This window comes from Streptomyces sp. NPDC001381 (genome assembly GCF_042895685.1).
GTDB lineage: Bacteria > Actinomycetota > Actinomycetes > Streptomycetales > Streptomycetaceae > Streptomyces.
The window spans coordinates 1490328-1514505 of sequence record NZ_JBIAWO010000001.1 but is presented as its reverse complement, the minus strand read 5'-3'; the positions used below and the strand labels follow the sequence as shown (position 1 = coordinate 1514505).

Genomic DNA, 24178 nt, shown 5'->3' with positions numbered 1-24178 from the left:
TGTGCCAGAGTTGCCACGTCCGCCCTGTCAGCACGTACCGTACGGCAACACAGGTGGGACCAGGTGGGGCAGCGGGAAGGGGCAGCCGGTTTTGAGCACGCACGCACCGCAGGCGGCGCAGGCCGTCACGCTGCCCACGACGCTGGACGAGGCGGTGGCGGCCCTGGCGGCCATGCCCGCCGCCGTGCCCGTGGCCGGCGGCACCGATCTGATGGCCGCCGTCAACTCGGGACAGCTGCGGCCCGCCGGACTGGTCGGCCTCGGCCGGATCAGTGAGATCCGCGGCTGGCAGTACCAGGACGGTCACGCCCTGCTCGGCGCCGGGCTCACGCACGCGCGCATGGGCCGCCCCGACTTCGCCGCCCTGATCCCGGCGCTCGCCGCCGCCGCGCGCGCCGCCGGCCCGCCGCACATCCGCAACGCGGGCACCCTGGGCGGCAACATCGCCACGGCGGCCCCCACCGGTGACGCGCTGCCCGTGCTGGCCGCGCTGGAGGCGACCCTGATCGTCGCGGGCCCGGGCGGAGCCCGCCGCGAGGTCCCGGTGTCGCACCTGCTGGCGGGCATGGAGATGCTGCGCGGCGGTGAACTCATCGGGTACGTGCGCGTGCCGCTGCTGCACGCCCCGCAGGTCTTCCTGAAGGCGACCGGACGCACCGGGCCCGGCCGCGCCGTCGCCTCGGTCGCGCTGGTCCTGGACCCGGCCCGGCGCGGGGTCCGGTGCGCCGTCGGCGCCATAGCGCCGATGCCGCTGCGGCCCCTCGACGCCGAGCAGTGGGTCGCGCGGCTCATCGACTGGGACAACAACCGTACGATCGTCCCCGAGGCGCTGAACGCGTTCGGCGAGTACGTCGCCGCGGCCTGCATCCCGGACCCGACGCCGGGCGTGGACGGTTCCGTACCCGAGCTTCCGCCCGCCGTACTGCACCTGCGGCGCACCGTCGCCGCGCTGGCCCGACGAGCACTGGGGAGGGCGCTGTCGTGACCGACGACCAGCACGGAGAGGGCACGCCGCCCCAGAGCGGCGGCCGCTGGGACCCGCTGCCCCAGGGCGACTACGACGACGGCGCCACCGCCTTCGTCAAGCTCCCCGAGGGCGGCATCGACGCCCTCCTGGCCGGTGACACCCCGCTCGCCGCGCCGGGCCACGGCTACGTGCCGCCGCAGATAACGGCGGTGCCCCCCGCGGCGGACGGCACCGGCACCTGGGCGGCTCCGGCGGGCGGCACCGAGTGGCCCGCCCCGCAGCTGCCGCCGGAGACCTCCGGCGGGGACCGGTTCACGTACGACCCGGGCTCGACCGGCCAGTGGGCCTTCACCGACAACGCGGACAGGGCGGTCCATCCGGCCGGCCCGTCCGCCCCCGCCCCGGGCCACGACGTGACCGGCCAGTGGTCGATCCCGGTCGCCGGTGGCGACCTGCCCGACGAGTCCGGGGAGTTCACCACGTCGGCCCTGGTCGAGCAGTGGGGCGGCACCCCGCCGGCCACCCTGCCCGGCGGCGCGCCCGCGCCCTGGGCGCCCGGCGCCACGAACGGCGCGGGCCGGCCCTGGGCGCAGGAGGCGGAGCAGTCCGGCGCGGCCGAGGCCGCGCACGCCGGTGTCCAGGAGACCGGTCACCCGGCGGCCCCCGCACCCACGGCCGGACGGCCGGCGCCGGAGGAGCCCGCGTTCGGGCACCGGCCGGAGCCCGGCGCGGCGCACGACACGGCGCACGAGACCGCGTACGAGACCTCGTACGGGATGGCGAACGAGACCGCGCACGGCGTCGGGCACACACCCCCGCACGGCGTCGACCACACGCCCCCGGACGGGGTCGATCACGCTTCGGCGCACGGCGTCGACCACACGCCCCCGTACGGTGACGATCACACGCCCCCGTACGGCGTCGATCACACCTCGGCGCACGGCACCGGCCACGCGCCCGCGCACGCGCCCGAGGGGGCGCCTGCCGAGACCCGCCCCGGGAACCTGCACGACCCGTCGGACCACTCCGGCCACTCCGACAGCTCCGGCCACTCCGACCGCTCAGGCCCGCCGCCCGGAGCGCCGGACGCCCCGGAGGCCGTGGGAGACGCCTCTGAGGCCGTGCGGGCCGTCGAGGCCCTCGGGGACGCCGGGGACGCCCACGAGCCCGCTGAGGCCGCCCAGGGGCCCGCCGAGCCCCCTGCTGGACACGAGCCGGACCCCGCGCAAGCGGATGCCGACGACCCGGCGGCCGTGCGCGCGGAGGCCGAGACGGCCACCGAGCACACCGCGCAGACCCCCGAGGAGATCCCCCCGCCCCCCGCGGAGGAACACCCCCTCGCCTCCTACGTGCTGCGCGTCAACGGCTCCGACCGGCCCGTCACCGACGCCTGGATCGGCGAGTCGCTGCTCTACGTCCTGCGCGAGCGCCTCGGTCTCGCCGGCGCCAAGGACGGCTGCTCGCAGGGCGAGTGCGGGGCCTGCAACGTCCAGGTCGACGGGCGGCTCGTCGCCTCCTGCCTGGTCCCGTCCGTCACCACCGCCGGCAGCGAGATCCGCACCGTCGAGGGCCTGGCCGTCGACGGACAGCCCTCGGACGTGCAGCGGGCGCTCGCCCGGTGCGGCGCGGTGCAGTGCGGCTTCTGCGTGCCCGGCATGGCGATGACCCTGCACGACCTGCTGGAGGGCAACCCCGCGCCCACCGAGCTGGAGGCCCGTCAGGCCCTGTGCGGCAACCTGTGCCGCTGCTCCGGCTACCGGGGCGTCCTGCGGGCCGTCAAGGACGTCGTGGCCGAACGCGAGGCCCAGGCCGCCGCCGAGGCCGAGACGGACGGGGACGAAGCACGTATCCCGCACCAGGCGGGCCCGGGCGCCGGCGGCGTCCACTCGTCGGCGTTCGAGAACCCGGCACAGCCCCACCCGCACGACCCGGTGTACGGACAGGGCCAGGACGGAGGCCAGGCGTGACCAACGAAGCAGCCACCGCGACGACCACCGCGGAGGCCGCCCCGGCCCCCGAGCCGATCCCGCACGGCCTCGGCGCCTCGCTGCAGCCCGCCGACGCCCGCGCGAAGACCGAGGGCACGTTCCCGTACGCGGCCGACCTGTGGGCCGAGGGCCTGCTGTGGGCGGCCGTGCTGCGCTCACCGCACCCGCACGCGCGCATCGTGTCGATCGACACGTCCCACGCGCGCGACATGCCCGGCGTCCGCGCCGTCGTCACCCACGAGGACGTCCCCGGCAGCCCGGTGCACGGCCGCGGCAAGGCCGACCGACCCGTCTTCGCCTCCGAGGTGGTCCGCCACCACGGCGAGCCCATCGCGGCCGTCGCCGCCGACCACCCCGACACCGCGCGGATGGCCGCCGCCGCGGTCATCGTCGAGTACGAGGTGCTCGACCCGGTGATCGACCCCGAGCAGGCGTTCGAGGCGAACGCCCTGCACCCCGACGGCAACCTGATCCGGCACATCCCGCTGCACCACGGCGACCCGTCCGCCGCCGGCGAGATCGTCGTCGAGGGCCAGTACCGCATCGGCCGCGCCGACCCGGCCCCCATCGGCGCCGAGGCCGGGCTCGCCGTGCCCCGGCCCGACGGCGGCGTGGAGCTCTACCTGGCCTCCACCGACCCGCACACCGACCGCGACACGGCCGCCGCCGTCTACGGCCTGTCCCCCGATCGGGTGAAGATCGTCGTCACCGGTGTGCCCGGCGCGACGGCCGACCGCGAGGACCAGGGCTTCCAGCTCCCGCTCGGCCTGCTCGCCCTGAGGACCGGCTGCCCGGTGAAGCTCACGGCGACCCGCGAGGAGTCCTTCCTCGGCCACGCCCACCGGCACCCGACCCTGCTGCGCTACCGCCACCACGCCGACGCCGAGGGCCGGCTGGTCAAGGTCGAGGCCCAGATCCTGCTGGACGCGGGCGCGTACGCCGACACCTCCTCCGAGGCCCTCGCCGCCGCCGTCTCCTTCGCCTGCGGCCCCTACGTCGTCCCCAACGCCTTCATCGAGGGCTGGGCCGTACGCACCAACAACCCCCCGTCCGGCCATGTGCGCGGCGAGGGCGCCATGCAGGTCTGCGCCGCCTACGAGGCGCAGATGGACAAGCTCGCGAAGAAGCTCGGCCTGGACCCGGCCGAGCTGCGCATGCGCAACGTCATGGCCACCGGCGACGTCCTGCCCACCGGCCAGAGCGTGACCTGCCCGGCGCCGGTCGCCGAACTCCTCCAGGCCGTCCAGGAGTTCCCGCTGCCCCCGCTGCCCAAGGACACCCCCGAGGAGGAGTGGCTCCTCCCCGGCGGACCCGAGGGCGCCGGCGAACCGGGCGCGGTGCGCCGGGGCGTCGGCTACGGCCTCGGCATGGTGCACATGCTCGGCGCGGAGGGCGCCGACGAGGTCTCCACGGCGACCGTGAAGGTCCAGGACGGCGTCGCGACCGTCCTGTGCGCGGCGGTGGAGACCGGCCAGGGCTTCACCACGCTGGCCCGTCAGATCGTCCAGGAGACCCTGGGCGTCGACGAGGTGCACGTGGCCCCCGTGGACACCGACCAGCCCCCGGCCGGCGCGGGCTGCCGGGGCCGGCACACCTGGGTCTCGGGCGGCGCGGTGGAACGCGCGGCGAAGATGGTCCGCACCCAGCTGCTGCAGCCCCTCGCACACAAGTTCGGCATGTCCACCGAACTGCTCCAGATCACCGACGGCAAGATCACCTCGTACGACGGCGTCCTGTCGACCACGGTCACCGAGGAGCTGCACGGCAAGGAGCTGTGGGCGACGGCCCAGTGCCGCCCGCACCCCACCGAACCGCTGGACGGCTCCGGCCAGGGCGACGCGTTCGTCGGTCTCGCCTTCTGCGCGGTCCGCGCGGTCGTGGACGTCGACATCGAGATCGGTTCGGTGCGGGTCGTGGAACTGGCGGTCGCCCAGGACGTCGGCCGCGTCCTCAACCCGGCGCAGCTCGCCGCCCGTATCGAGGCGGGCGTGACACAGGGCGTGGGCATCGCGCTCACCGAGAACCTGCGCACCCCGCGCGGCCTGATCCGCCACCCCGACCTCACCGGCTACGCCCTCCCCACGGCCCTCGACGCCCCGGACATCCGGATCGTCAAACTGGTCGAGGAACGCGACGTGGTCGCCCCGTTCGGGGCGAAGGCGGCCAGCGCGGTCCCGGTGGTGACGTCCCCGGCGGCCATCGCCTCCGCCGTACGCGCCGCCACGGGCCGCCCCGTCAACCGCCTCCCGATCCGCCCCCAGGCGGCGGTGGTGACCGGCCAGTGAGCCGTCCGCGGCGCTACGAGCCCCCGCCGAGGCCGTGACGGCGCGTGAGGCGGGCCGGGAGAAGACCGGTTACGGCGCCGTCTGGACGGTCGCGGGACTGGACGACGCACTGCGCACGCGCACTCCGCGCATCGGACTGTGGCTGGACACCACGCGGTTGACGGTGGGGGAGACGGTCGAGGCGATTCCGGCGGGAAGGGAACGCGCGAGGGTGGTGTGACGTCTACTCAGTGTGGGCCGGTGTCGGTGGTGCGGGGCGCTGTCGGAGTCGCTGCGGCGTCGTCGCTGGTCAGGGGCCGTTGTCAGTGGCTCCGCGTAGGGTGCGGAGCAGTGGGACGGCGCACGCACTTATCCGCACGGGGGACCCGATGAGCACGACCAGGACCACCACCGCCACGAACATCGCACACCTCACCGGCACGACGACGATCACCCTCACCGAGGACGAACTGGACCCGTACGTCACCCACGCGCCGACGCGCCGCTGGCTGACCGGCCCCGGACTGCCCGGCGACGGCGGCCTGCTGACGTTCGAGGCGCTGCGCGCGGACGGGCTGCGCACGGTCGGCGACTCCACCGGCGACCCCGACGGCCGCCTGGCGGCGGAGCTGCGCGACCGGCTGGTCATCGGCGGCATCCTGGGCGCGGACGGCCGGGAGCGGGAGTCCGTCCTGCTGGACGGCACGACGGGCGAGATCTCGACGACGTACTTCCTGCACGACCGGCCCGACCTGATGGACCTGCGCCCCCTCGCGCCCAGCCTGGAGAGGCTGGTGCGCTGCGCGACGGCGGTGGACGAACTCGCGGCCCTGCGCGGCCAGTTCGCCTCCTACGCGGGCCGGCTGGGCCCGCAGGCGGTGGCGGAGGCCACCCGGCAGCTGCTGGCGGTGTTCGAGGCGGGGGGCACGGGCGGCGAGCCGGAGCTCTTCTGGAAGCTGGCCGCGGTGGTCCGCCCGCTGGCCCTGGTGGCCGGTCCCGGCACCGCCTCCGGCCTCACCCTGGACCTGCCGGCCCGTCTGCTGGACGAGGAGTTCGGCGCCTCCGGGATCGTCCGCTTCGAGGACGTCGACTTCCCCAAGGCGCTCACGCACGCGCCGACCCGTCGCTTCCTGCGCGAGGTGGGCCTGCCGGAAGAGGTCGTCTGGTTCTTCCTGGACACGGACATGCCGCTGCAGACGCTCGCCGAGTACTGCGCCGACGCCCCCGAGGGGGTCTGCGCCGAGGAGCGGCTCCCGGCGCACGCGGACCGGCTGATCCGCCTCGGCCATCTGCTCGAGGACACCAGCCTCGTCGTGGACGGCGCCACGGGAGCGGTGCTGAGCTGGAGCGAGCCGGACCTCGCCCTGCGCCCGCTCAACGCCGACGTCTCCACCCTGGCGTTCACCCTCTGGCTGATACGGCGTGAGCGGGCCCTGGACGCGGTGCACGAACTGACCGAGGCCTACGACCAGCTGGCCGAGGCGATGTCCTGGACCCTGGCCGGGGTCGACCCCGTCGCCTGCGACCCGACCCCGGCCACCCCCGCCGACGACGGCTGGCGCTACTGGCCGGGGATGTTCGAGGACGAGCCGGGCGGCGGCCTGTGCGCCGAGGTCTAGCGCCTGTCGTTCGGATCACACCGCAGACGCGGGGTCTGGCCGGCCGGACCGCACCGCTGCCTTCCTGCGGCCTGGTCCACAGGCCCTAGCGTCGGCACCTGCTGACGTCGATCCGCACGATCTGCGGGTCGTGGTCGCTGGCCTGGTCGGCGAACTCGGCGTTGAGGTGGACCACGTCGTAGTCGAAGCGGGTCACCGCCGGGCTCGTGAGGATGTGGTCCAGGGTCTGCGAGTTGCCGTCGTACACATAGGTGTAGCGTTCGGCGGCCGGCAGGGTGGTGATCAGCGGGGTGAGGACACCGCCGTCGGTGAGCGTGGTGACCGTGCGGGAGAACTCGTAGTCGTTGAGGTCGCCGAGGACGACGGCCTTCGCGTTCCTGTCCGCCGAGAGAAGCGACTTGACGAAGGTGTTCACCTCGGCGGCCTGCGCCTGACGCTGGGTCTCGGAGCTGCGGGCCGGAGGCTGGTAGCGGCCGTGCAGGGGCTGGTCGCCGCCCTTGGAGTTGAAGTGGTTGGCGATCACGAAGACGGTCTCGCCGTGGAAGACGAACTCGCCGACCAGCGGCTTGCGGCTGCTGTCCCAGGCGTCGTTCGCCGGGTCGATCCGGCCGGGGGAGTAGGTGAGGCGGACACCCTTGCGCGTCTTCACCACGCTCGTGGCCGTGCCGGCGTCACCGCCCGCCCGGTCGGTGAAGGAGACCCGCTTGGGGTTGAAGAGGAAGACCTGACGGATGTTGCCGCCGGGCTCGCCGCCGTCCCGTCCGTCGGCGGGAGCGATGTAGCGCCACTGGTAGCGGGGCCCGCCGGCGGCGCGGATCGCGTCGGTGAAGCGGGTGAGGGTGGCCTCGGAGGTGACCGTGCCGTCGTTGGCGGCGCCGTTGTCGTCCTGGATCTCCTCCAGGGCGACGATGTCGGGCGAGTTGAGGTTGACTGCCACGCCCTGGGCGAGCCGGTCGAACTTCTGCTGGTCGTCCAGCGCGTCCAGGTTCTCCACGTTGTAGGTGGCGACGGCCAGCTCGTCGCCCTTCTGCCGGCGGGTCACCTCCTGCTTCAGCCCGTGATCGGCCAGGGCGCCGAGCTGGGTGGCCTGGACGTCGTAGCCGCCGTAGGTGGAGTAGTCGAGCGGCCCGGTGGTGGTGCCGGACAGCTCGTCGCCGACGTTCGCGGCGGGGAAGGAGGCGGTGGTGTCCAGCGACATCACCTTCAGCCGGCCGGTGTTGGGCTGGTCGTAGGAGGAGTAGAGGGCGCCGCCGCGCACGGTGGCGTTCTCGTCCGGCTTCACCGTCACCCACAGCTCGCCGTAGGCGTCGCTCGCGCCGACGACCCGCGCGTCGGAGAAGCTGACGCGCATGCCCTCGGTCGACTCGTAGAAGTCCTGGGCGTACACGGTGGGTTCGAGGGGCAGCGACTCGATGCTGCCGCCGCCGGCGGTGGGGATGTAGGCGGACGGCACGCTCGCGGCGTCCAGGGTGACGGCGGAGGGGAGCGCGGTGCCGCTGGAGAGCACGGTCGCGGTGGGCCCGGTGAGCTCGGTGACGGACTGGCTGGTGCTGCTCGGGTAGTACTCGCTGACCTTGCCGCTGACCAGCACCGAGTCCCCGACCGCGACGGTGGGCGCGGCGGACCCGGTGTACACGAAGACGCCTTCGCTGGTGCGCGGGTCGGAGTCCGCTGCCGGATCCTGGATCCAGTACCCCTTCGACCCGGACGTCCGCACACCGGTGACGACGCCCGGGACACGGGTGACCGTCTGCCCGGCGAGCGGGGAGAGCCGGGTGGTGCCCTGGATGTCATGGACGCGGACGGTGCCGGGCAGGGTGGGGTCGTCCCCGCCGCCGTCTCCGCCCCCGTCGCCCGAACCGGGCGTCTGACCGGCCGAGTTGACCGGGGAGGGCGTGCCGGAGGCGAGATCGGCGGCGTTGTCGTCGGTGTCGGCGAGCAGGGTGCCGCGGGCGACGGACGCGGTGTTGGAGGCGCCGGTGACCGGCCCGCTTCCCTCCCGGACGACGGCGCTGCCGTATCCCACCAGGTCGACGATCCGGCTGTCGGCCGCGCAGTCGGCGGCGGTCTTGCAGGTCAGGGCGGCGGTTCCGGAGACGAGCGCGACCGTGCCGCTCGTGCCGCTCATGGCGATGGAGCCGGTGGCGTCGGGCGTGGGCAGGGCGGTCGTCCCGCCGGAACCCGCCGCCTCGGCGACGAGGAACCGTCCGCCCGGCGCGAGCGACCCGCTGAGCGCGGTCACCTGCCACGCCGAGGACGAGGACGGCGAGCCGGGCAGGTACTGGACGCTGAAGCCGGCCAGGTCGTAGGCCGCCGACCCGGCGTTGCCGAGCTCGACGAAGTCCCGGGTCAGGGTCGCCCCCGAGTTCCCGCCACCGCCGTACACCTCGGAGATCACCGCCGTGGCGGACGGCGTCGCGTACGCGGCGGGAAGGGAGACGATGGCGAACGCGCCCGCCACGCCCACGGATATGAGCGCGCGGGCCGAGCGACGGCTGCTGCGGACGCCCGGGGTTCCGGTGGATCTGGGGACTCTGCTGCCTGCGGGACTGGACACGCTGCCGATCTCCTCGTACGTCGTCGTGCACGGCCGGGTGCTGGGGGGAGGTCGGCTCAAGTTACGCGCGTAGAGACAGCGTCGCCAAGGGGTCGTAGGTTAAATCCGGGGAACAGCAAGGAGACTGGCACCACGTCAGCCACGACCCGGGCGCGGCCCGACGTCCCACACTGCCGGAAGCCGCGCCCTGATGGAGGCCGTGGCGGGAATCGAACCCACGTGACTCCCCGCGAGCGGAGCTCGCTGATGAACGCAGTGCAGGCGAGCCCCTGAACCACTCGGGCACACGGCCGTTCACCAAGCGTCCGTCCGTGCATACGGCCGGGTGGAACCTGTTCTGTTCCGGCTTGGTGGAATGGCCGTACGGGCGGGGTGGAAGGGGGTTCAAGGGGGACCGGGGGGCTGCAACGGGACTGCCATGTGCCGTTCGTGAACGGGGCCGGGTGTACGACCAAGGTCGGAGGCCGGGGTCCGTCTCCTGACAGGGGTCAATGTCAGTCGTGGACCTTACGCTGGCGGGCATGGCTGTCCTGGAACCCCGCGACGCTGATGTCGCCGACGCATGTGAGAGTCCGAGCACGGGCCCGGGTGAGTCCGTTCTGGGGCGGGCGTACCGGGCGCTCAGTGTCGGGATCGTCTCCGTGGTGCTGCTCATCGCCTTCGAGGCGACGGCGGTGGGGACCGCCATGCCGGTGGCCGCCCGGGAGCTGGGCGGTGTGTCGCTGTACGCGTTCGCGTTCTCCGGGTACTTCACCACCAGCCTGTTCGGGATGGTGCTCGCCGGACAGTGGTCGGACCGGCGCGGGCCGCTCGGGGCGTTGAGCACGGGCATCGGGGCCTTCGCGGCGGGGCTCGTGGTGGCCGGGACCGCCCAGGCGATGTGGGCGTTCATCCTCGGGCGGGCCGTGCAGGGGCTGGGGGGCGGGCTCGTCATCGTCGCCCTGTACGTCGTCGTGGGCCGGGCCTATCCCGAGCGGCTCCGGCCGGCCATCATGGCCGCCTTCGCCGCCGCCTGGGTCGTGCCGTCCGTGGTCGGCCCGCTGGCCGCGGGGACGGTGACCGAGCATCTCGGATGGCGCTGGGTGTTCCTCGGGATGCCCGCCCTGGTCCTGCTCCCGCTCGCCCTTGCCCTGCCCCAGATACGGCGGCGGGCCGGCGGGGCCGTTCGCGGCGCCTCGGGTGACGCCTCGTCCTCTTCCGCCGGCTCGTCGTCCTTCGACCGGCGGCGGATCCGGCTCGCCCTCGGGATCTCGTGCGGCGCCGGCCTGCTGCAGTACGGCGCCCAGGACCTGCGGCCCGTCTCCGCCGTGCCCGTCGTGGCCGGGCTCGCGCTGCTCCTGCCCGCCGCGCGCGGACTGCTCCCGGCCGGGATCTGGCGTGCGGCCCGCGGGCTGCCGTCCGTGGTGCTGCTGCGCGGGCTGGCCGCCGGTGCCTTCGTCTCCGCGGAGTCCTTCGTGCCGCTGATGCTCGTCACCGAGCGCGGCCTGAGCCCCACCCTCGCCGGGTTCTCGCTCGCGGCCGGCGGGGGGACCTGGGCGCTGGGTTCCTGGCTGCAGGCGCGGGCGCGGGTGGAGCCGTACCGGGAGCGGCTGATGACGGCGGGGATGGTGCTGGTGGCCGCGGCCATCGCCGCCGCGCCCGCTGTGCTGATCCACTCCGTGCCGGCCTGGACCGTCGCCGTCGCCTGGGGCTTCGGCTGTTTCGGGATGGGGCTCGTCATCTCCTCCACCAGCGTGCTGCTGCTGCAGTTGTCCGCCCCGGAGGAGGCCGGGGCCAACTCGGCCGCGCTGCAGATCTCCGACGGGCTGTCGAACGTGCTGCTGCTGGCCGGCGGGGGCGCGGCCTTCGCGGCGCTCGGCGGGGGGAGCGTGGCGCACGCGGCCGCAGCCGACGGCTCCTCGCATCCGGCGGCCTTCGCCGCGGTCTTCCTGCCGATGGCGGGGGTGGCGTTGGCGGGGGCGTGGGTGACGACGCGGCTGCGGACCGCGTCCCTCTGAGTGGTACCAATATGACCCCAGTGTTTGGTACCGTTCTGGTATGGCCATGAACCTGCGTCTTCGCGACGACCAGACGGAAGCTCTGAAGCTGCGCGCCGAGGAGGAGGGCACCAGCATGCACGCGATACTGCTGCGGGCGGTGGACGACTATCTGGCCAGGACGGCTCACGAGACGCTGGTCCGCAAGGCCGCCAGGGAGCAGACCGCCAAGTGGGCCGAGCTGTTGGAGCGGCTCAAGTGACGTACGTCTACCTGTCGGCCGAGGACGTCCTGGCCATCGCGGAGCTTGCCGTCGATGACCAGGCCGTCGTCGTGCGGGACGTCGGCCTCCTGGAGTCGGCCGTGCACCGTCCTTCTGCCTCGATGTTCGGGCAGGAGGCGTACACCGACCTGTTCGGCAAGGCGGCGGCACTCCTGCAGTCCCTGGCGATCAATCACCCCTTCCTCGACGGGAACAAGCGCACGGCCTGGACTTCCTGCGTCGTCTTCCTTGCGCTGAACGACGTGCAGTTGCGTCCGGACATCGACGCCGCCGAGCGCCTGGTCGTCGCCGTGGCCGAGGGCGGCATGGACGAGATCAAGGCCATCGCCGACGTACTGCGAGGCCTGGCCGAACAGCCCATGTGACGTGGGTCCCACCTCCCGGTGCCCCGGCCTCGTTCGCGTGATGACGCGGACGCCCCGCCGGTAGGGTGGCCCGGTTGTCATACCCAGCCGAGAACCGCGCCGCCCGACCCCCCACGGAGACCGTGACTACCGCCGCCACCACCTCCTCGCACTCCCACTCCCACCACCTCTCGCCCGCCTTCCCCGGCCGCGCCCCCTGGGGTACCGCCAGCAAGCTGCGGGCCTGGCAGCAGGGGGCGATGGAGAAGTACATCCAGGAGCAGCCGCGCGACTTCCTCGCCGTCGCCACGCCCGGCGCCGGCAAGACGACCTTCGCGCTGACCCTCGCCTCCTGGCTGCTGCACCACCACGTCGTGCAGCAGGTGACCGTGGTCGCGCCGACCGAGCACCTCAAGAAGCAGTGGGCGGAGGCGGCGGCGCGGATAGGCATCCGGCTGGACCCCGAGTACAGCGCGGGCCCGCTCAGCAAGGACTACCACGGCGTCGCGGTGACGTACGCGGGCGTCGGCGTACGGCCGATGCTGCACCGCAACCGCAGCGAGCAGCGCAAGACCCTCGTCATCCTCGACGAGATCCACCACGCCGGTGACTCCAAGTCGTGGGGTGAGGCGTGCCTGGAGGCCTTCGAGCCCGCCACGCGGCGGCTGTGCCTGACCGGCACCCCCTTCCGTTCCGACACCAACCCCATCCCCTTCGTGACCTACGAGGAGGGTGCGGACGGGATCCGGCGGTCCGCCGCCGACTACACCTACGGCTACGGGTCCGCCCTCGCCGACCATGTCGTCCGGCCCGTCATCTTCCTCTCCTACAGCGGCAACATGCGCTGGCGCACCAAGGCCGGTGACGAGATCGCCGCCCGGCTCGGCGAGCCGATGACCAAGGACGCGATCAGCCAGGCCTGGCGTACGGCGCTCGATCCGCGCGGCGAGTGGATGCCGAGCGTGCTGCGCGCCGCCGACCAGCGGCTGACGGAGGTGAGGAAGGCCATCCCGGACGCGGGCGCCCTCGTCATCGCCTCCGACCAGGACTCGGCGCGTGCGTACGCCAAGCTGATCCGCGAGATCACCGGGACCAAGGCGACCCTGGTGCTCTCCGACGACGCCGGGGCCTCCGACCGGATCGACGAGTTCAGCCACGGCGACGACCGGTGGATGGTCGCGGTCCGGATGGTGTCCGAGGGTGTCGACGTGCCCCGGCTGGCGGTGGGGGTGTACGCCACCACCATCTCCACGCCGCTCTTCTTCGCGCAGGCCGTGGGGCGCTTCGTACGGTCCCGGCGGCGCGGCGAGACCGCGTCCGTGTTCCTGCCGACCGTGCCCGATCTGCTCGGCTTCGCCAACGAGATGGAACGCGAGCGCGACCACGTCCTCGACAAGCCCAGGAAAGAGGGCGAGGAGGACCCGTACGCCGAGGAGGAGAAGCTCCTCCAGGAGGCGGAGAAGCAGCAGGACGAGGACACCGGCGAGCAGGACATGCTGCCCTTCGAGGCCCTGGAGTCCGACGCCGTCTTCGACCGGGTCATGTACAACGGCGCCGAGTTCGGCATGCAGGCCCACCCGGGGAGCGAGGAGGAACAGGACTACCTCGGCATCCCGGGGCTGCTGGAGCCCGAGCAGGTGCAACTGCTGCTGCAGAAGCGGCAGGCCAAGCAGATCGCGCACAGCAAGAAGCGGCCCGACAGCGAGGCCGACCTGCTGGAGCTGCCCGCCGAGCGGCGGCCCGTCGTCTCGCACAAGGAGCTGATGGAGCTGCGCCGGCAGCTCAACACGATGGTCGGGGCCTACGTCCATCAGAGCGGCAAGCCGCACGGGGTCATCCACACCGAGCTGCGGCGGGTGTGCGGGGGACCGGCGAGCGCGGAGGCGACGGCCGGGCAGCTGCGCCAGCGCATCGCCAAGGTGCAGGAGTGGGCGACCCGCATGAAGTGAGGCACGCCGCGCGGGCGACGTACCAGGGCAAAAGCGAGGCAAACACTAGCAGTCCTTACCGGCCACTGACCGGATTCTGGACGTTCTCTTCCGCTCAGCGAACCTGCTTCGCTACTGTCCCGCTACGCACACGCCCCGTGGCAGCGCCGCCGCGGAGCGCAGCCGTGAAGCGACTGGGCCCGGACACGCCTGGCCCACCTGCCGATCGGCGGCCTCTGACGCGCGTCACTGACGGGACTCGGTGACGCATCCGCCGTGACGGGGGCTGCCGACCTCACCACTGAAGGAGTGGGCGTCGTGACCGCGGAGACTTCCCAGACGCTCGACCGGGGCCTGAAGGTCCTCAAGCTGCTGGCCGACACCGACCACGGGCTGACCGTCACCGAGCTGTCCCAGAAACTGGGCGTGAACCGGACGGTCGTGTACCGGCTGCTCGCCACGCTGGAGCAGCACGCACTCGTACGACGTGACCTGGGCGGCCGAGCCCGGGTCGGCCTCGGGGTGCTGAGGCTGGGCCGTCAGGTGCATCCGCTGGTGCGCGAGGCGGCGTTGCCCGCTCTGCGGTCGCTGGCCGAGGACATAGGGGCGACCGCCCATCTGACGCTGGTGGACGGCGCGGAGGCGCTCGCGGTCGCGGTCGTCGAGCCGTCCTGGACGGACTACCACGTGGCGTACCGGGCCGGCTTCCGGCATCCGCTGGACCGCGGGGCGGCCGGCCGGGCGATCCTCGCCGCGCGCCAGAGGCTGCCGGGCGAGCCCGGCTACACCCTGACGCACGGGGAACTGGAGGCGGGGGCGAGCGGTGCCGCGGCGCCGCTGCTCGGGGTGACGGGCGTCGAGGGCAGTGTGGGTGTGGTGATGCTGGCCGACGCGGTGCCGGAGCGGGTGGGGCCGAGGGTGATGGACGCGGCCCGTGAGGTGGCGGAGGCGCTGCGCTGAGTGCCGTACCGGCCGCGGGACCTCCCGGGGCCGCCGACGGCCGGGCAGCGCGCGCACCTCGCGGTGGTCCGCGCACCCGCGCCGGTTACATTGACCCCGTGCTCTCTCGCCTCACACGCCTCCAGGCCCTCGCCGTCTGCGCCGTGCCCTTCGTGGGTCTCCTCGCCACGGCGGTGGTCGCGCCCCTGCCGTTCACGGTGGCGCAGCCCGGCATGACGGCGAACGTCCTCGGCGAGAACGAGGGCACCCCCGTCATCACGATCTCCGGCGCGTCCACCCGGAACACGTCCGGGCAGTTGCGGATGACGACGATCGAGGCGACCGGCCCGGACGCCGACGTCAGGCTCGGCGATGTGATCGACGGCTGGTTCCGCAGCGACCAGGCGATCATGCCGCGCGACTCCGTCTACCCCAGCGGGCAGACCACCAAGGAGATCGAGCGGCACAACACCGAGCAGATGGAGCAGTCCCAGGACGCCGCGACCGAGGCCGCCCTGAAGTACCTCGACCGCACCGACGACGGCATCAAGGTCACGCTGAAGCTGGCCGACGTGGGCGGTCCCAGCGCCGGACTGCTGTTCTCGCTCGGCATCGTCGACAAGCTCGACGGCAACGGCGAGGGCGGCGACCTCACCGGCGGCCGCACCATCGCCGGTACGGGCATCATCGAGACGGACGGCACCGTGGGCGCGGTCGGCGGCGTCGCCCTGAAGACCCAGGCCGCCCGCCGCGACGGGGCGACCGTCTTCCTCGTCCCGAAGGACGAGTGCGGCGACGCCAAGTCCGAACTGCCCAAGGGCCTCCGCCTGATCCCGGTCACCACACTCGAGGGAGCGGTGAACGCGCTCACGGCCCTGCAGAGCGGAAAGGGCTCCGTGCCCCGCTGCTGAGGGCTGAGGGCTGAGGGCCTGGTGCCAAAGCGCCTGCCGCGCGACGCCCGGCACACCGGGAACACGCCCCCGGCGCTCGGCTTCGCCCGCGCGGGGTCGCGGCCGGCGACCACGTCGCCACGCGCCACGTCGCCACGTGCCACGTCGGCAACCGGCCCTACGCCGAGACCTCCTGCTCCTCGACGCCCCTCACCCCCACCCCCCTCGGCGGCTCCGGCAGCAGCTCCGCCAGCGAGGCCAGCCAGTCCAGCAGCAGGGCGAGGGCGAGGGTCAGGATCGCGCCCAGGACGAGGACCGGGGTGCGGTGGGCGGTGAGGCCCGCGCGGATCAGGACGCCCAGGCCGCCGGCTCCGGCGAAGGCCGCCGCTGTCGCCGTGGCGGCGTTCAGGACGAACGCCGTGCGGACGGCCGCGAGGATCAGCGGGGCGGCGAGGGGCAGTGCTACGCGGGTCAGGGCTCGCGTGGGTGCCGGCCCGGCTCCGGGTGCCGCCTCCGTCGGCGCCGGGTCGCGGGCCCGTACGCCGGCGAGGGTGCGGGAGAGGACCGGCAGGATCGCGCAGGCGACCATGCCGGCGAGGGCCGCCCGTACGCCGGTGCCCAGCCAGATCAGCGGCAGGGCGAGCAAACCGATCGCCGTGGCCGCCCCGCCCCTGGCGGAGAGGAACTGGACGACCGGGCGGGCCCGGGGGAACACCGGCCGGGTCAGCAGGACACCCAGCGGGATCGCGATGACGAGCACGAAGAAGGTGGCGAGCAGCGTGAGTTCCACGTGCCGCCACAGGGCCTGCGGCACCCGGCCGCCCGACAGCGCCTTCGCCGACACCGGGTCGAGCCCGGCCTGCCCGAACCAGAGCCAGGTGCCGAGCAGCAGGGCGACGAGGAAGCCCGGCCGGACGGTCAGCCTGCGCCAGGTGACGCGTCGGGCCGGCCCGGCGGACGGTGACGCCTCGCGCTCCTCCTCCAGTTCAGGCGCCGACACGCCCCCTCCTGTTCCGGGTGCGGACCCAGGCCGTCGTGGGGCGGTCGACGCTTCCCGGGTGCGCGTCCGCGTCGCCAGGGGAGGCGCTGCCGCGGAAGATCATCAGGTGCTCCCGGAAGCTCACAGGCCCTCACCACCCCAGGTCGGCTATGTCCTCTCCCGGCCCTCGGAGGCGGCCTGCTCCACCAGCGGGATGATCCGCAGCGGAACGGCGTTCTCCATCACGATCGCGGTGGAGGCCCGGACGATTCCATCAAAACCGACAACCCGGTCGATGACCCGCTGGAGATCGGCGTTGGAGCGGGCCACCAGCCGGCACAGCATGTCCCCGCTGCCGGTGGTGGTGTGCAGCTCCAGCACCTCCGGCACGGTCGCCAAGTAGGCCCGTACGTCCGCCCCTTGCCCCTGCCGGATCTGCAGGGTGGCGAACGCCGTCACCGGGTAGCCGAGCGCCGCCGGATCCACCTCGGGCCCGAATCCCCGGATGACTCCGTTCGACTGAAGACGGTCCAGCCGGGCCTGCGCGGTCCCCCGGGCCACCCCCAGCCGCCGGGACATCTCCAGGACCCCGATCCTCGGCTCCCGGGCCAGCAGCACGATGATCCGCGCGTCCAGATGATCGATCGCCACGCCCGCCTCCGAGATGGTCACCCTGTACAGAAAGCCCGCCGAAACCGCCGTACCGCTGAACACATTGCCCAGCCCCACAGCGAACTGTTGCGCACCTTGCGCCCCGGAGTGAGGCTTCCGCTATGACGCAGACCACACACCACGCTCCCGACACCGCCCGGCAGGCCGACCCCTTCCCGGTCAAGGGAATGGACGCGGTCGTCTTCGCCGTGGGCAACGCCAAACAGGCGGCGCACTACTACTCCACCGCCTTCGGCATGAAGCTGGTCGCGTACAGCGGCCCGGAGACCGGCAGCCGCGAGACCGCGTCGTACGTGCTCACCAACGGCTCGGCCCGATTCGTCCTCACCTCCGTCGTCAGGCCCACCACCCCCTGGGGCCGGTTCCTCGACCGGCACGTGGCCGAGCACGGCGACGGCGTGATCGACCTCGCCATCGAGGTCCCCGACGCCCGCGCCGCGTACGCCTACGCGATCGAGCACGGCGCCCGCTCGGTCGCCGAGCCCTACGAGCTGAAGGACGAGCACGGCACGGTCGTCCTCGCCGCGATCGCCACCTACGGTGAGACCCGCCACACCCTGGTCGACCGCTCCGGCTACGACGGCCCCTACCTGCCTGGCTACGTGGCCGCGGACCCGATCGTCGCACCGCCCGCCCAGCGCACCTTCCAGGCGATCGACCACTGCGTCGGCAACGTCGAGCTCGGCCGGATGAACGAGTGGGTCGGCTTCTACAACAAGGTCATGGGCTTCACGAACATGAAGGAGTTCGTGGGCGACGACATCGCCACCGAGTACTCCGCCCTGATGTCCAAGGTCGTCGCGGACGGCACGCTCAAGGTCAAGTTCCCGATCAACGAGCCCGCCGTCGCCAAGAAGAAGTCCCAGATCGACGAGTACCTGGAGTTCTACGGCGGCGCGGGCGTCCAGCACATCGCGCTCAACACCAACGACATCGTCGCGACGGTGCGCACCATGCGCGCGGCCGGGGTGCAGTTCCTCGACACCCCGGACTCGTACTACGACACCCTCGGCGAGTGGGTCGGCGACACCCGGGTGCCCGTGGAGACCCTGCGCGAGCTGAAGATCCTCGCCGACCGCGACGAGGACGGCTACCTGCTGCAGATCTTCACCAAGCCGGTCCAGGACCGCCCCACCGTGTTCTTCGAGATCATCGAACGCCACGGCTCGATGGGCTTCGGCAAGGGCAACTTCAAGGCCCTGTTCGAGGCGATCGAGCGCGAGCAGGCGAAGCGGGGCAACCTGTAGGCGGCCGGACACGACCCCGCGGTCCGCGGGGTCTGCCACCGCCGCCGGCCGGCGCACAGGTCGTCGGCCGGCGCGCTCACCCGGACGCGGGCGGCGCGGGCAGCGGCACGTCCGCGGGCTCTCCCAGGGCCTTGAGCGCGGCCCGCGCCGCACGCGCGTGCAGCGGGGAGAAGTACGGGTTGATCTCCAGCGCCTCCCGCAGATGACGGCGGGCGGACGCGGTCCGCTTCAGGCCCCGCTCGATCATGCCCCGGTGATACGCGTACGACGCGCTGAACACCGCGCCGCCGTGCACCCGGTCGGTGGCGATCGCGGCGAACCGCAACGCCTCCTTGTCGTCACCGGCCCGGTGCAGCGCCCAGCCCAGCGCGTCCGCGACCGCGATACCCGGCTGGCGCCGCCACTCCGCCCGCAACCGCCGCACCGCCGACGCCGGATCACCGTGGTCCGCCTCCGTCAGACCGAGCACCAGCTCCCCGTCCACCCCGCCCGCCGCGTCCGCGCGCACCCGCTCGCGCACCAGGGCGTACTGCGCCCTGGCCGCCGACGTCCGCCCCGACGACTCGTACAGTTCGCCCAGTTCGAGCGCGTACTGCGGCAGCGGCTGCCCCTCCAGCGCCGCCCGGTACGCGGTCACCGCCCGCGAGGTCCGGCCCAGCGCCGCCAGCGCCCGTCCCTGGCCCGCCTGCGCGGCCCGCTGGTCCGGGTCCCGCCGCAGGGCCGCCCGGAAATGCCGCAGCGCGTCCTCCCGCTCACCGCGCTCCCAGGCCAGCTGCCCGGCCCGCTCCAGCCAGGCGGCCTCCTCGGCGGGGGAGGAGGCCCCGGCCGCCGCGTCGGCCAGCGCGGCCTGCGCGTCCTCCCGCCGGCCCTGCTCCCAGTACACGCCGGCCGCCCGCGCCAGCACGGCCGGCCCGGACCGCAGCTCCCTCAGCCGCTCCAGCGCCCGGCCGGCCTTCTTGTAGTCCCCGAGGCCCGTGTACGCGTCGATGAGCTGCGCATACGTCGTCCAGCGCGCCGGGGCCCGCCTGCGCGCGTCCTCCGCATGGGCCAGCGCCGCCCGGAAGTCCCGGCGCGCGTTGGCCAGCGCGGCCAGTCCGTCGAGGGCCTCGGGGTTGTCCTTCGGCCGCACCTTCAGCGAGGTGCGCAGCGCACGCTCGGCCTTCGGGTAGAGGACGTCCGCCCCGGCGGTGCGCCGCCCCTGCTCCAGGTAGGCCGCGCCGAGCACCGCCCACGACCGGGCGTCCCGGGGATGCTCCCGCACCCGGCTCTCGCGCTGGTCGATCAGCGCCTTCAGACCGGGCAGCGCGGCCGGTACCCCCGCTCCCACCGCCGCGTGCGCCAGCGCCCCGGGAGCCGGTGCCGACGCCGTGCCGCGTCCCGCCCGCTCCCCGGGCAGACACAGCAGCACCGCCCCGCCGGCCAGCACGAGAGCCCCGACGAGCGAGCAGACCGGCGCCCGCCGCCGGTACCAGGGGGCGGTCCGGGAAGCCTCTCGCGGCGCGGGGGCGGTGTCCTTCCCACCGGCTTCCTCTTCCACGGCACCCTCGCCACCGGCACCCTCGCCACCGGCACCCCCGTCACCGGCACCCCCGTCACCGGCGTCCTCTGCAACGGCGCTCGCTTCCGCCACGTCCTCTTCGCCCGTGTTCTTTTCATTCGGTACGACGCTGTCCATGGCGCTCACTGTGCGGCAGCGCCCGCACCGCACCCGGGCAGGTGACGGCCACCGGGGACGGGGTTCACACCGATGGCCCCGGGTGCGAACCTGTGATCATGAGCCGTATCGAAGCGCCACGCGACGAGGTCACGGGCAACCTCGTCGACCGTCTGCTCGCCGGCCTGCCCGCCGACGCCGTCCTCACCGACCCGGACGTCACCGTCTCCTACGCCAACGACATGGCGAGCTTCTGTCCGGCCGGCAGCCCGGCCGTCGTGGTGCTGCCGCGCACGGTCGAACAGGTCCAGCACGTCATGCGCACCGCGACCGGTCTACGCGTCCCGGTCGTCCCGCAGGGCGCCCGCACCGGCCTGTCCGGCGGCGCCAACGCGACCGACGACTGCATCGTGCTGTCGCTGACGAAGATGGACCGGATCCTGGAGATCAACCCGGTCGACCGCATCGCCGTCGTCGAACCGGGTGTCGTCAACGCCGTCCTCTCCCGCGCGGTGGGCGACCACGGCCTGTGCTACCCGCCCGACCCCTCCAGCTGGGAGACGTGCACCATCGGCGGCAACATCGGCACGGCCTCGGGCGGCCTGTGCTGTGTGAAGTACGGGGTGACGGCCGAGTACGTGCTGGGGCTCGACGTGGTGCTGGCCGACGGACGGCTGATGTCCACCGGGCGCCGTACCGCCAAGGGCGTCGCCGGGTACGACCTGACCCGCCTGTTCGTGGGCTCCGAGGGCTCGCTCGGCATCGTCGTACGGGCGGTCCTGGCCCTCAGGCCGCAGCCGCCCCGGCAGCTGGTGCTGGCGGCCGAGTTCGCCTCGGCGGCCGCCGCCTGCGACGCGGTGTGCCGGATCATGGCGGGAGGGCATGTGCCGTCCCTGCTGGAGCTGATGGACCGTACGACGGTCAAGGCGGTCAACGACCTCTCGCGCATGGGTCTGCCGGAGTCGACCGAGGCCCTTCTGCTGGCCGCCTTCGACACCTCCGACCCGGCCGCCGACCTCGCCGCCGTGGGGGCGCTGTGCGAGGAGGCGGGCGCCACCCAGGTGGTCCCCGCGGACGACGCGGCGGAGTCCGAACTCCTGCTGCGGGCCCGCCGGTCGTCGCTCGTCGCCCTGGAGGCCGTCAAGGGCACGACGATGATCGACGACGTCTGTGTGCCCCGGTCGCGGCTCGGCGACATGATCGAGGGCGTGGAGCGCATCGCGGAGAAGCACCGGCTGACCATCGGGGTCGTCGCCCACGCCGGCGACGGCAACACGCATCCCACCGTCTGCTTCGACGCGCAGGATCCCGACGAGTGCCGCCGTGCCCGCGAGTCCTTCGACGAGATCATGGCCCTCGGCCTGGAACTCGGCGGCACGATCACCGGCGAACACGGCGTGGGCGTCCTGAAGAAGGAGTGGCTGGCGCGCGAGATCGGCCCGGTGGGGCTGGAGATGCAGCGGGCGGTCAAGCAGGTGTTCGACCCGCTGGGGATCCTCAACCCGGGCAAGCTGTTCTGAGGTTCCCGGACCCGGACGGCTCACTCACCCTCCTTCGCCTCGTCCGCCGGCCACGGGCCGCGTGGCCACGGATCGTCCGCCGGGGTCGGCGCGAGCAGTTCGGCGAGCCCCTCGTCGAGACCGAGCCGCTCGCCCTCCCACCCCGGGGGCACCACCCGCAGCGTGCGCTCCAGCCAGGCCGAGACCTGGGCGGCCGGGGCCTGGAGGAGGGCCTCGCCGCCGGGAGAGCTGAGCGCCATCAGCACGACGCTGCGCCCCTCCGCCTTCGTCGGCCACACCCGTACGTCCCCGTGACCGCACGGCCGGAACACGCCTTCCACCAGCAGTTCGCGGGCGAAGGTCCAGTGCACGGGGTGCTCGGAGTCGATGTGGAAGGTGACGTGCACGGCGAACGGGTCGTCGACCCGGTAGCCCAGCCGGGCCGGGACGGGGATGCTGCGCTCCGGCGACAGGATCAGCTTCAGCTCCAGCTCGCGCTCCACCACGGTGTGATGCATGGTCGTTCTCCTCTCGGTACGGATGTGTACGGAGGGAGAGAGCGCTAGGGATGCGGAGTATTACGCGGGTTCGCCGAACTTTTTTCGCGCGTTCCGACGGCTGAACCCGCGGCGGACGGTTCCGAACGTGTGAAGGGAGTGCACGGGGTTGCCCGGAAAGGGGCGGGTACGGCGGGAGTGGCGGTGGGGGTTGCGTCCGTCTGATAGATGTGGATGCCCCCATCCCACCTCCGAGCAGATACGGGACGACGGACATGAGCGCCCCAACCCCGGCACCCGGCGACGACAGGCCCCGCGAGGGGTATTACCCGGACCCGTCCATTCCCGGATATGTCCGGTACTGGAACGGCTCCGCCTGGGTACCGGGCACCAGCCGCCCGGCCCCGTCGGACGGCGCGCCGCTCACCCCTCCGGCGTCGCCCGTGGAGGAGACCGGCCCGCACTTCTTCGACGAGGACCCCGACCCGGCGCAGCAGTACGGCGGCGGCCGCCCCGAGCCCGCCTCGGCCTGGGGCGCCGACCGCTCCCACCAGTCCGGCTTCGGCGGCGACCAGGACCGCCGGATCTCCTGGGGCGCGGCACCCGAGGCCGATCCGAGATCCCGGCTGACCGGCGGTCCCCAGCCGGGGTCCGCGGAGCGGCCCGGGGTTCCCGGTCCGGCGGCTCCGGCCCAGCCCGACGGCCGGTCGGCCAGCACGGACGGCACGGCGACGATCCCCCCGGCGGAGCCGGAGGCCGGCGCGGGTGACGTGGCGTCGGGCGGCACGTTCGTCTTCCGCCGCCCCACGTCCAGGGACGCGGCCGCGGGCCCGTCCGCCGGCACCGCACCCGACCCGAGCACGATGACCTTCGGCCCCCCGAACCCGCGCGCGGGCGGCCCGAGTCCGGCGGGACCCGTCACGGCTCCGGGCGGCGCGGACGCGGCGGCCCCCGCCCACCCCGCTCCCACCACCGCCAAGCCGGGATTCGCCGCGGGCAAGGCCGCCGCCGAGCGGGCGGCCGCCGCCCAGGCGGCCCAGGCGCAGGCCACCCCGGGACTCCAGGGCCCCGCCCAGCAGGGCCCCGTGGGATTCCCGCCCGCCGCCGGGCAGACGGGTGGCCTCGCCGGGGCCCCGCAGGCCGCGCAGGGCGTCCCGCAGCAGTCCGCTCCGGCACCCGCCCCGGCACCCGCGCCCGCGCCCGCGTCCACGCCCATGGCCGCCGGTCCGGGCGGCGGGCAGTCCTCGTGGGCCCAGCAGGTGCACCGGCTGGCGGGGGCCGACGAGCAGCCCGCGCCCTGGAAGCCGCCCGTGGAGGACATCTTCCAGGCGGCCGCGCGCCGGCAGGCGGCCGCCCGGCCGGCCGGGCTCGGGAAGCGGTTCGCCGCCCGGCTCGTCGACACGCTGGTCCTCGCCGCCGTCACCTCCGCCGCGGCCGTGCCGCTCGGCCTGAAGGCCGTCGACCACGTCAACGACAAGATCGACGAGGCCGAGCTCACCGGACAGACCGTCACCGTGTGGCTGCTCGACGGCACGACCTCCGTCTACCTCGGCATCGTCCTCGCGGTCCTCCTCGTCTTCGGGATCGTGTACGAGGCCCTGCCCACCGCCCGGTGGGGGCGCACCCTGGGCAAGAAACTGCTCGGTCTGGAGGTCCGGGACATCGAGGGCCACGAGCCCCCGTCCTTCGGGGCCGCCCTGCGTCGCTGGCTGGTCTACAGCGTGCCCGGGCTGCTCGTGATCGGTGTCGTGGGCGTCGTATGGGGTCTGTTCGACAAGCCGTGGCGGCAGTGCTGGCACGACAAGGCCGCCCACACCTTCGTGGCGGGCTGACACCCGTAGGGGCACCCCGCCCTCGCGGCGACAGCCGTACGGG

The 24178-nt window shown here is 73.7% G+C and carries 19 protein-coding genes and 1 tRNA gene; 14 read left to right on the top strand and 6 right to left on the bottom strand.

The window, feature by feature from the left end; all coding sequences use genetic code 11:
• Window positions 1-91: 91 nt before the first annotated feature.
• The 5 genes from ACFY2L_RS06765 to ACFY2L_RS06745 all read left to right on the top strand — a co-directional run bounded on the left by ACFY2L_RS06765 (window position 92) and on the right by ACFY2L_RS06745 (window position 6838).
• On the top strand, window positions 92-985 hold the full coding sequence (locus ACFY2L_RS06765; protein ID WP_390660217.1) for an FAD binding domain-containing protein: 894 nt from the start codon (window positions 92-94) through the stop codon (window positions 983-985).
• Window positions 982-2934, top strand: coding sequence for a 2Fe-2S iron-sulfur cluster-binding protein (locus ACFY2L_RS06760; RefSeq protein ID WP_390821653.1), 1953 nt, complete (start codon window positions 982-984; stop codon window positions 2932-2934). Before ACFY2L_RS06765 ends, ACFY2L_RS06760 begins: the two co-directional genes overlap by 4 nt.
• Window positions 2931-5240 carry a xanthine dehydrogenase family protein molybdopterin-binding subunit gene (locus ACFY2L_RS06755; RefSeq protein ID WP_390660215.1) on the top strand — a complete coding sequence of 770 codons (2310 nt, stop codon included), beginning with the start codon at window positions 2931-2933 and terminating at the stop codon, window positions 5238-5240. The genes ACFY2L_RS06760 and ACFY2L_RS06755 overlap by 4 nt, the downstream gene beginning before the upstream one ends.
• A 34-nt stretch (window positions 5241-5274) precedes the next feature.
• Window positions 5275-5460 (top strand): hypothetical protein, encoded by a 186-nt coding sequence (locus ACFY2L_RS06750; RefSeq protein ID WP_390821652.1) that lies wholly within the window; start codon window positions 5275-5277, stop codon window positions 5458-5460.
• Between the two features lie 148 nt (window positions 5461-5608).
• Window positions 5609-6838, top strand: coding sequence for an SUKH-4 family immunity protein (locus ACFY2L_RS06745; protein WP_390821651.1), 1230 nt, complete (start codon window positions 5609-5611; stop codon window positions 6836-6838).
• A gap of 85 nt (window positions 6839-6923) precedes the next feature.
• Here the strand turns inward: ACFY2L_RS06745 and ACFY2L_RS06740 are convergent, their stop codons facing one another.
• Entirely contained in the window at window positions 6924-9305 is a 2382-nt protein-coding gene (locus ACFY2L_RS06740; RefSeq protein ID WP_390821712.1) for an endonuclease/exonuclease/phosphatase family protein, read from the bottom strand.
• Window positions 9306-9586: 281 nt separating this feature from the next.
• Window positions 9587-9687: transfer RNA gene (locus ACFY2L_RS06735), tRNA-OTHER, on the bottom strand.
• 229 nt (window positions 9688-9916) lie between these two features.
• On the opposite strand from ACFY2L_RS06735, the gene ACFY2L_RS06730 reads away from it, so the two are divergent.
• The 6 genes from ACFY2L_RS06730 (at window position 9917) to ACFY2L_RS06705 (ending at window position 15776) form a co-directional block, all read left to right on the top strand.
• Window positions 9917-11392: an MFS transporter gene (locus ACFY2L_RS06730; RefSeq protein WP_390660212.1), complete on the top strand. Its 1476-nt coding sequence runs from the start codon at window positions 9917-9919 to the stop codon at window positions 11390-11392.
• 40 nt (window positions 11393-11432) lie between these two features.
• Window positions 11433-11633: a CopG family transcriptional regulator gene (locus tag ACFY2L_RS06725; RefSeq protein ID WP_390660211.1), complete on the top strand. Its 201-nt coding sequence runs from the start codon at window positions 11433-11435 to the stop codon at window positions 11631-11633.
• Window positions 11630-12019: a type II toxin-antitoxin system death-on-curing family toxin gene (locus tag ACFY2L_RS06720; RefSeq protein WP_390821650.1), complete on the top strand. Its 390-nt coding sequence runs from the start codon at window positions 11630-11632 to the stop codon at window positions 12017-12019. Before ACFY2L_RS06725 ends, ACFY2L_RS06720 begins: the two co-directional genes overlap by 4 nt.
• A 122-nt stretch (window positions 12020-12141) precedes the next feature.
• Window positions 12142-13947, top strand: coding sequence for a DEAD/DEAH box helicase (locus tag ACFY2L_RS06715; protein WP_390660209.1), 1806 nt, complete (start codon window positions 12142-12144; stop codon window positions 13945-13947).
• Between the two features lie 297 nt (window positions 13948-14244).
• On the top strand, window positions 14245-14886 hold the full coding sequence (locus ACFY2L_RS06710) for an IclR family transcriptional regulator (protein WP_390660208.1): 642 nt from the start codon (window positions 14245-14247) through the stop codon (window positions 14884-14886).
• A 98-nt stretch (window positions 14887-14984) separates the two neighbouring features.
• The gene (locus ACFY2L_RS06705) at window positions 14985-15776 is read left to right on the top strand and encodes a S16 family serine protease (RefSeq protein WP_390821649.1); all 792 of its coding nucleotides are present in this window, start codon (window positions 14985-14987) and stop codon (window positions 15774-15776) included.
• Between the two features lie 157 nt (window positions 15777-15933).
• On the opposite strand, the gene ACFY2L_RS06700 is transcribed toward ACFY2L_RS06705, so the two are convergent.
• Together ACFY2L_RS06700 and ACFY2L_RS06695 are read right to left on the bottom strand one after the other, a co-directional pair.
• Window positions 15934-16755 carry an ABC transporter permease subunit gene (locus ACFY2L_RS06700; RefSeq protein WP_390660206.1) on the bottom strand — a complete coding sequence of 274 codons (822 nt, stop codon included), beginning with the start codon at window positions 16753-16755 and terminating at the stop codon, window positions 15934-15936.
• A gap of 147 nt (window positions 16756-16902) precedes the next feature.
• Window positions 16903-17385, bottom strand: coding sequence for an Lrp/AsnC family transcriptional regulator (locus ACFY2L_RS06695; RefSeq protein WP_390660285.1), 483 nt, complete (start codon window positions 17383-17385; stop codon window positions 16903-16905).
• Window positions 17386-17507: 122 nt separating this feature from the next.
• Between ACFY2L_RS06695 and hppD the strand changes: the two genes are divergently transcribed.
• On the top strand, window positions 17508-18653 hold the full coding sequence (hppD, locus tag ACFY2L_RS06690; protein ID WP_390821648.1) for a 4-hydroxyphenylpyruvate dioxygenase: 1146 nt from the start codon (window positions 17508-17510) through the stop codon (window positions 18651-18653).
• Between the two features lie 76 nt (window positions 18654-18729).
• Here hppD and ACFY2L_RS06685 read toward each other — a convergent pair whose 3' ends face one another.
• Window positions 18730-20328, bottom strand: a complete 1599-nt coding sequence (locus ACFY2L_RS06685) for a tetratricopeptide repeat protein (protein ID WP_390821647.1) — start codon at window positions 20326-20328, stop codon at window positions 18730-18732.
• Between the two features lie 92 nt (window positions 20329-20420).
• Between ACFY2L_RS06685 and ACFY2L_RS06680 the strand changes: the two genes are divergently transcribed.
• Window positions 20421-21827 carry an FAD-binding oxidoreductase gene (locus tag ACFY2L_RS06680; protein WP_390660203.1) on the top strand — a complete coding sequence of 469 codons (1407 nt, stop codon included), beginning with the start codon at window positions 20421-20423 and terminating at the stop codon, window positions 21825-21827.
• Between the two features lie 20 nt (window positions 21828-21847).
• On the opposite strand, the gene ACFY2L_RS06675 is transcribed toward ACFY2L_RS06680, so the two are convergent.
• Window positions 21848-22324: an SsgA family sporulation/cell division regulator gene (locus tag ACFY2L_RS06675; protein WP_390821646.1), complete on the bottom strand. Its 477-nt coding sequence runs from the start codon at window positions 22322-22324 to the stop codon at window positions 21848-21850.
• A gap of 254 nt (window positions 22325-22578) precedes the next feature.
• Between ACFY2L_RS06675 and ACFY2L_RS06670 the strand changes: the two genes are divergently transcribed.
• Window positions 22579-24135: an RDD family protein gene (locus tag ACFY2L_RS06670; RefSeq protein WP_390821645.1), complete on the top strand. Its 1557-nt coding sequence runs from the start codon at window positions 22579-22581 to the stop codon at window positions 24133-24135.
• The last annotated feature ends 43 nt before the right edge of the window (window positions 24136-24178 follow it).

Bases quoted from the DNA above. Each gene is read 5' to 3' on its own strand.
- ACFY2L_RS06745 (WP_390821651.1), top strand. From the start codon at position 5,609: ATGAGCACGACCAGGACCACCACCGCCACGAACATCGCACACCTCACC.
- ACFY2L_RS06730 (WP_390660212.1), top strand. From the start codon at position 9,917: ATGGCTGTCCTGGAACCCCGCGACGCTGATGTCGCCGACGCATGTGAG.
- ACFY2L_RS06725 (WP_390660211.1), top strand. From the start codon at position 11,433: ATGGCCATGAACCTGCGTCTTCGCGACGACCAGACGGAAGCTCTGAAG.
- hppD (WP_390821648.1), top strand. From the start codon at position 17,508: ATGACGCAGACCACACACCACGCTCCCGACACCGCCCGGCAGGCCGAC.
- ACFY2L_RS06685 (WP_390821647.1), bottom strand. From the start codon at position 20,328: ATGGACAGCGTCGTACCGAATGAAAAGAACACGGGCGAAGAGGACGTG.
- ACFY2L_RS06675 (WP_390821646.1), bottom strand. From the start codon at position 22,324: ATGCATCACACCGTGGTGGAGCGCGAGCTGGAGCTGAAGCTGATCCTG.
- ACFY2L_RS06670 (WP_390821645.1), top strand. From the start codon at position 22,579: ATGAGCGCCCCAACCCCGGCACCCGGCGACGACAGGCCCCGCGAGGGG.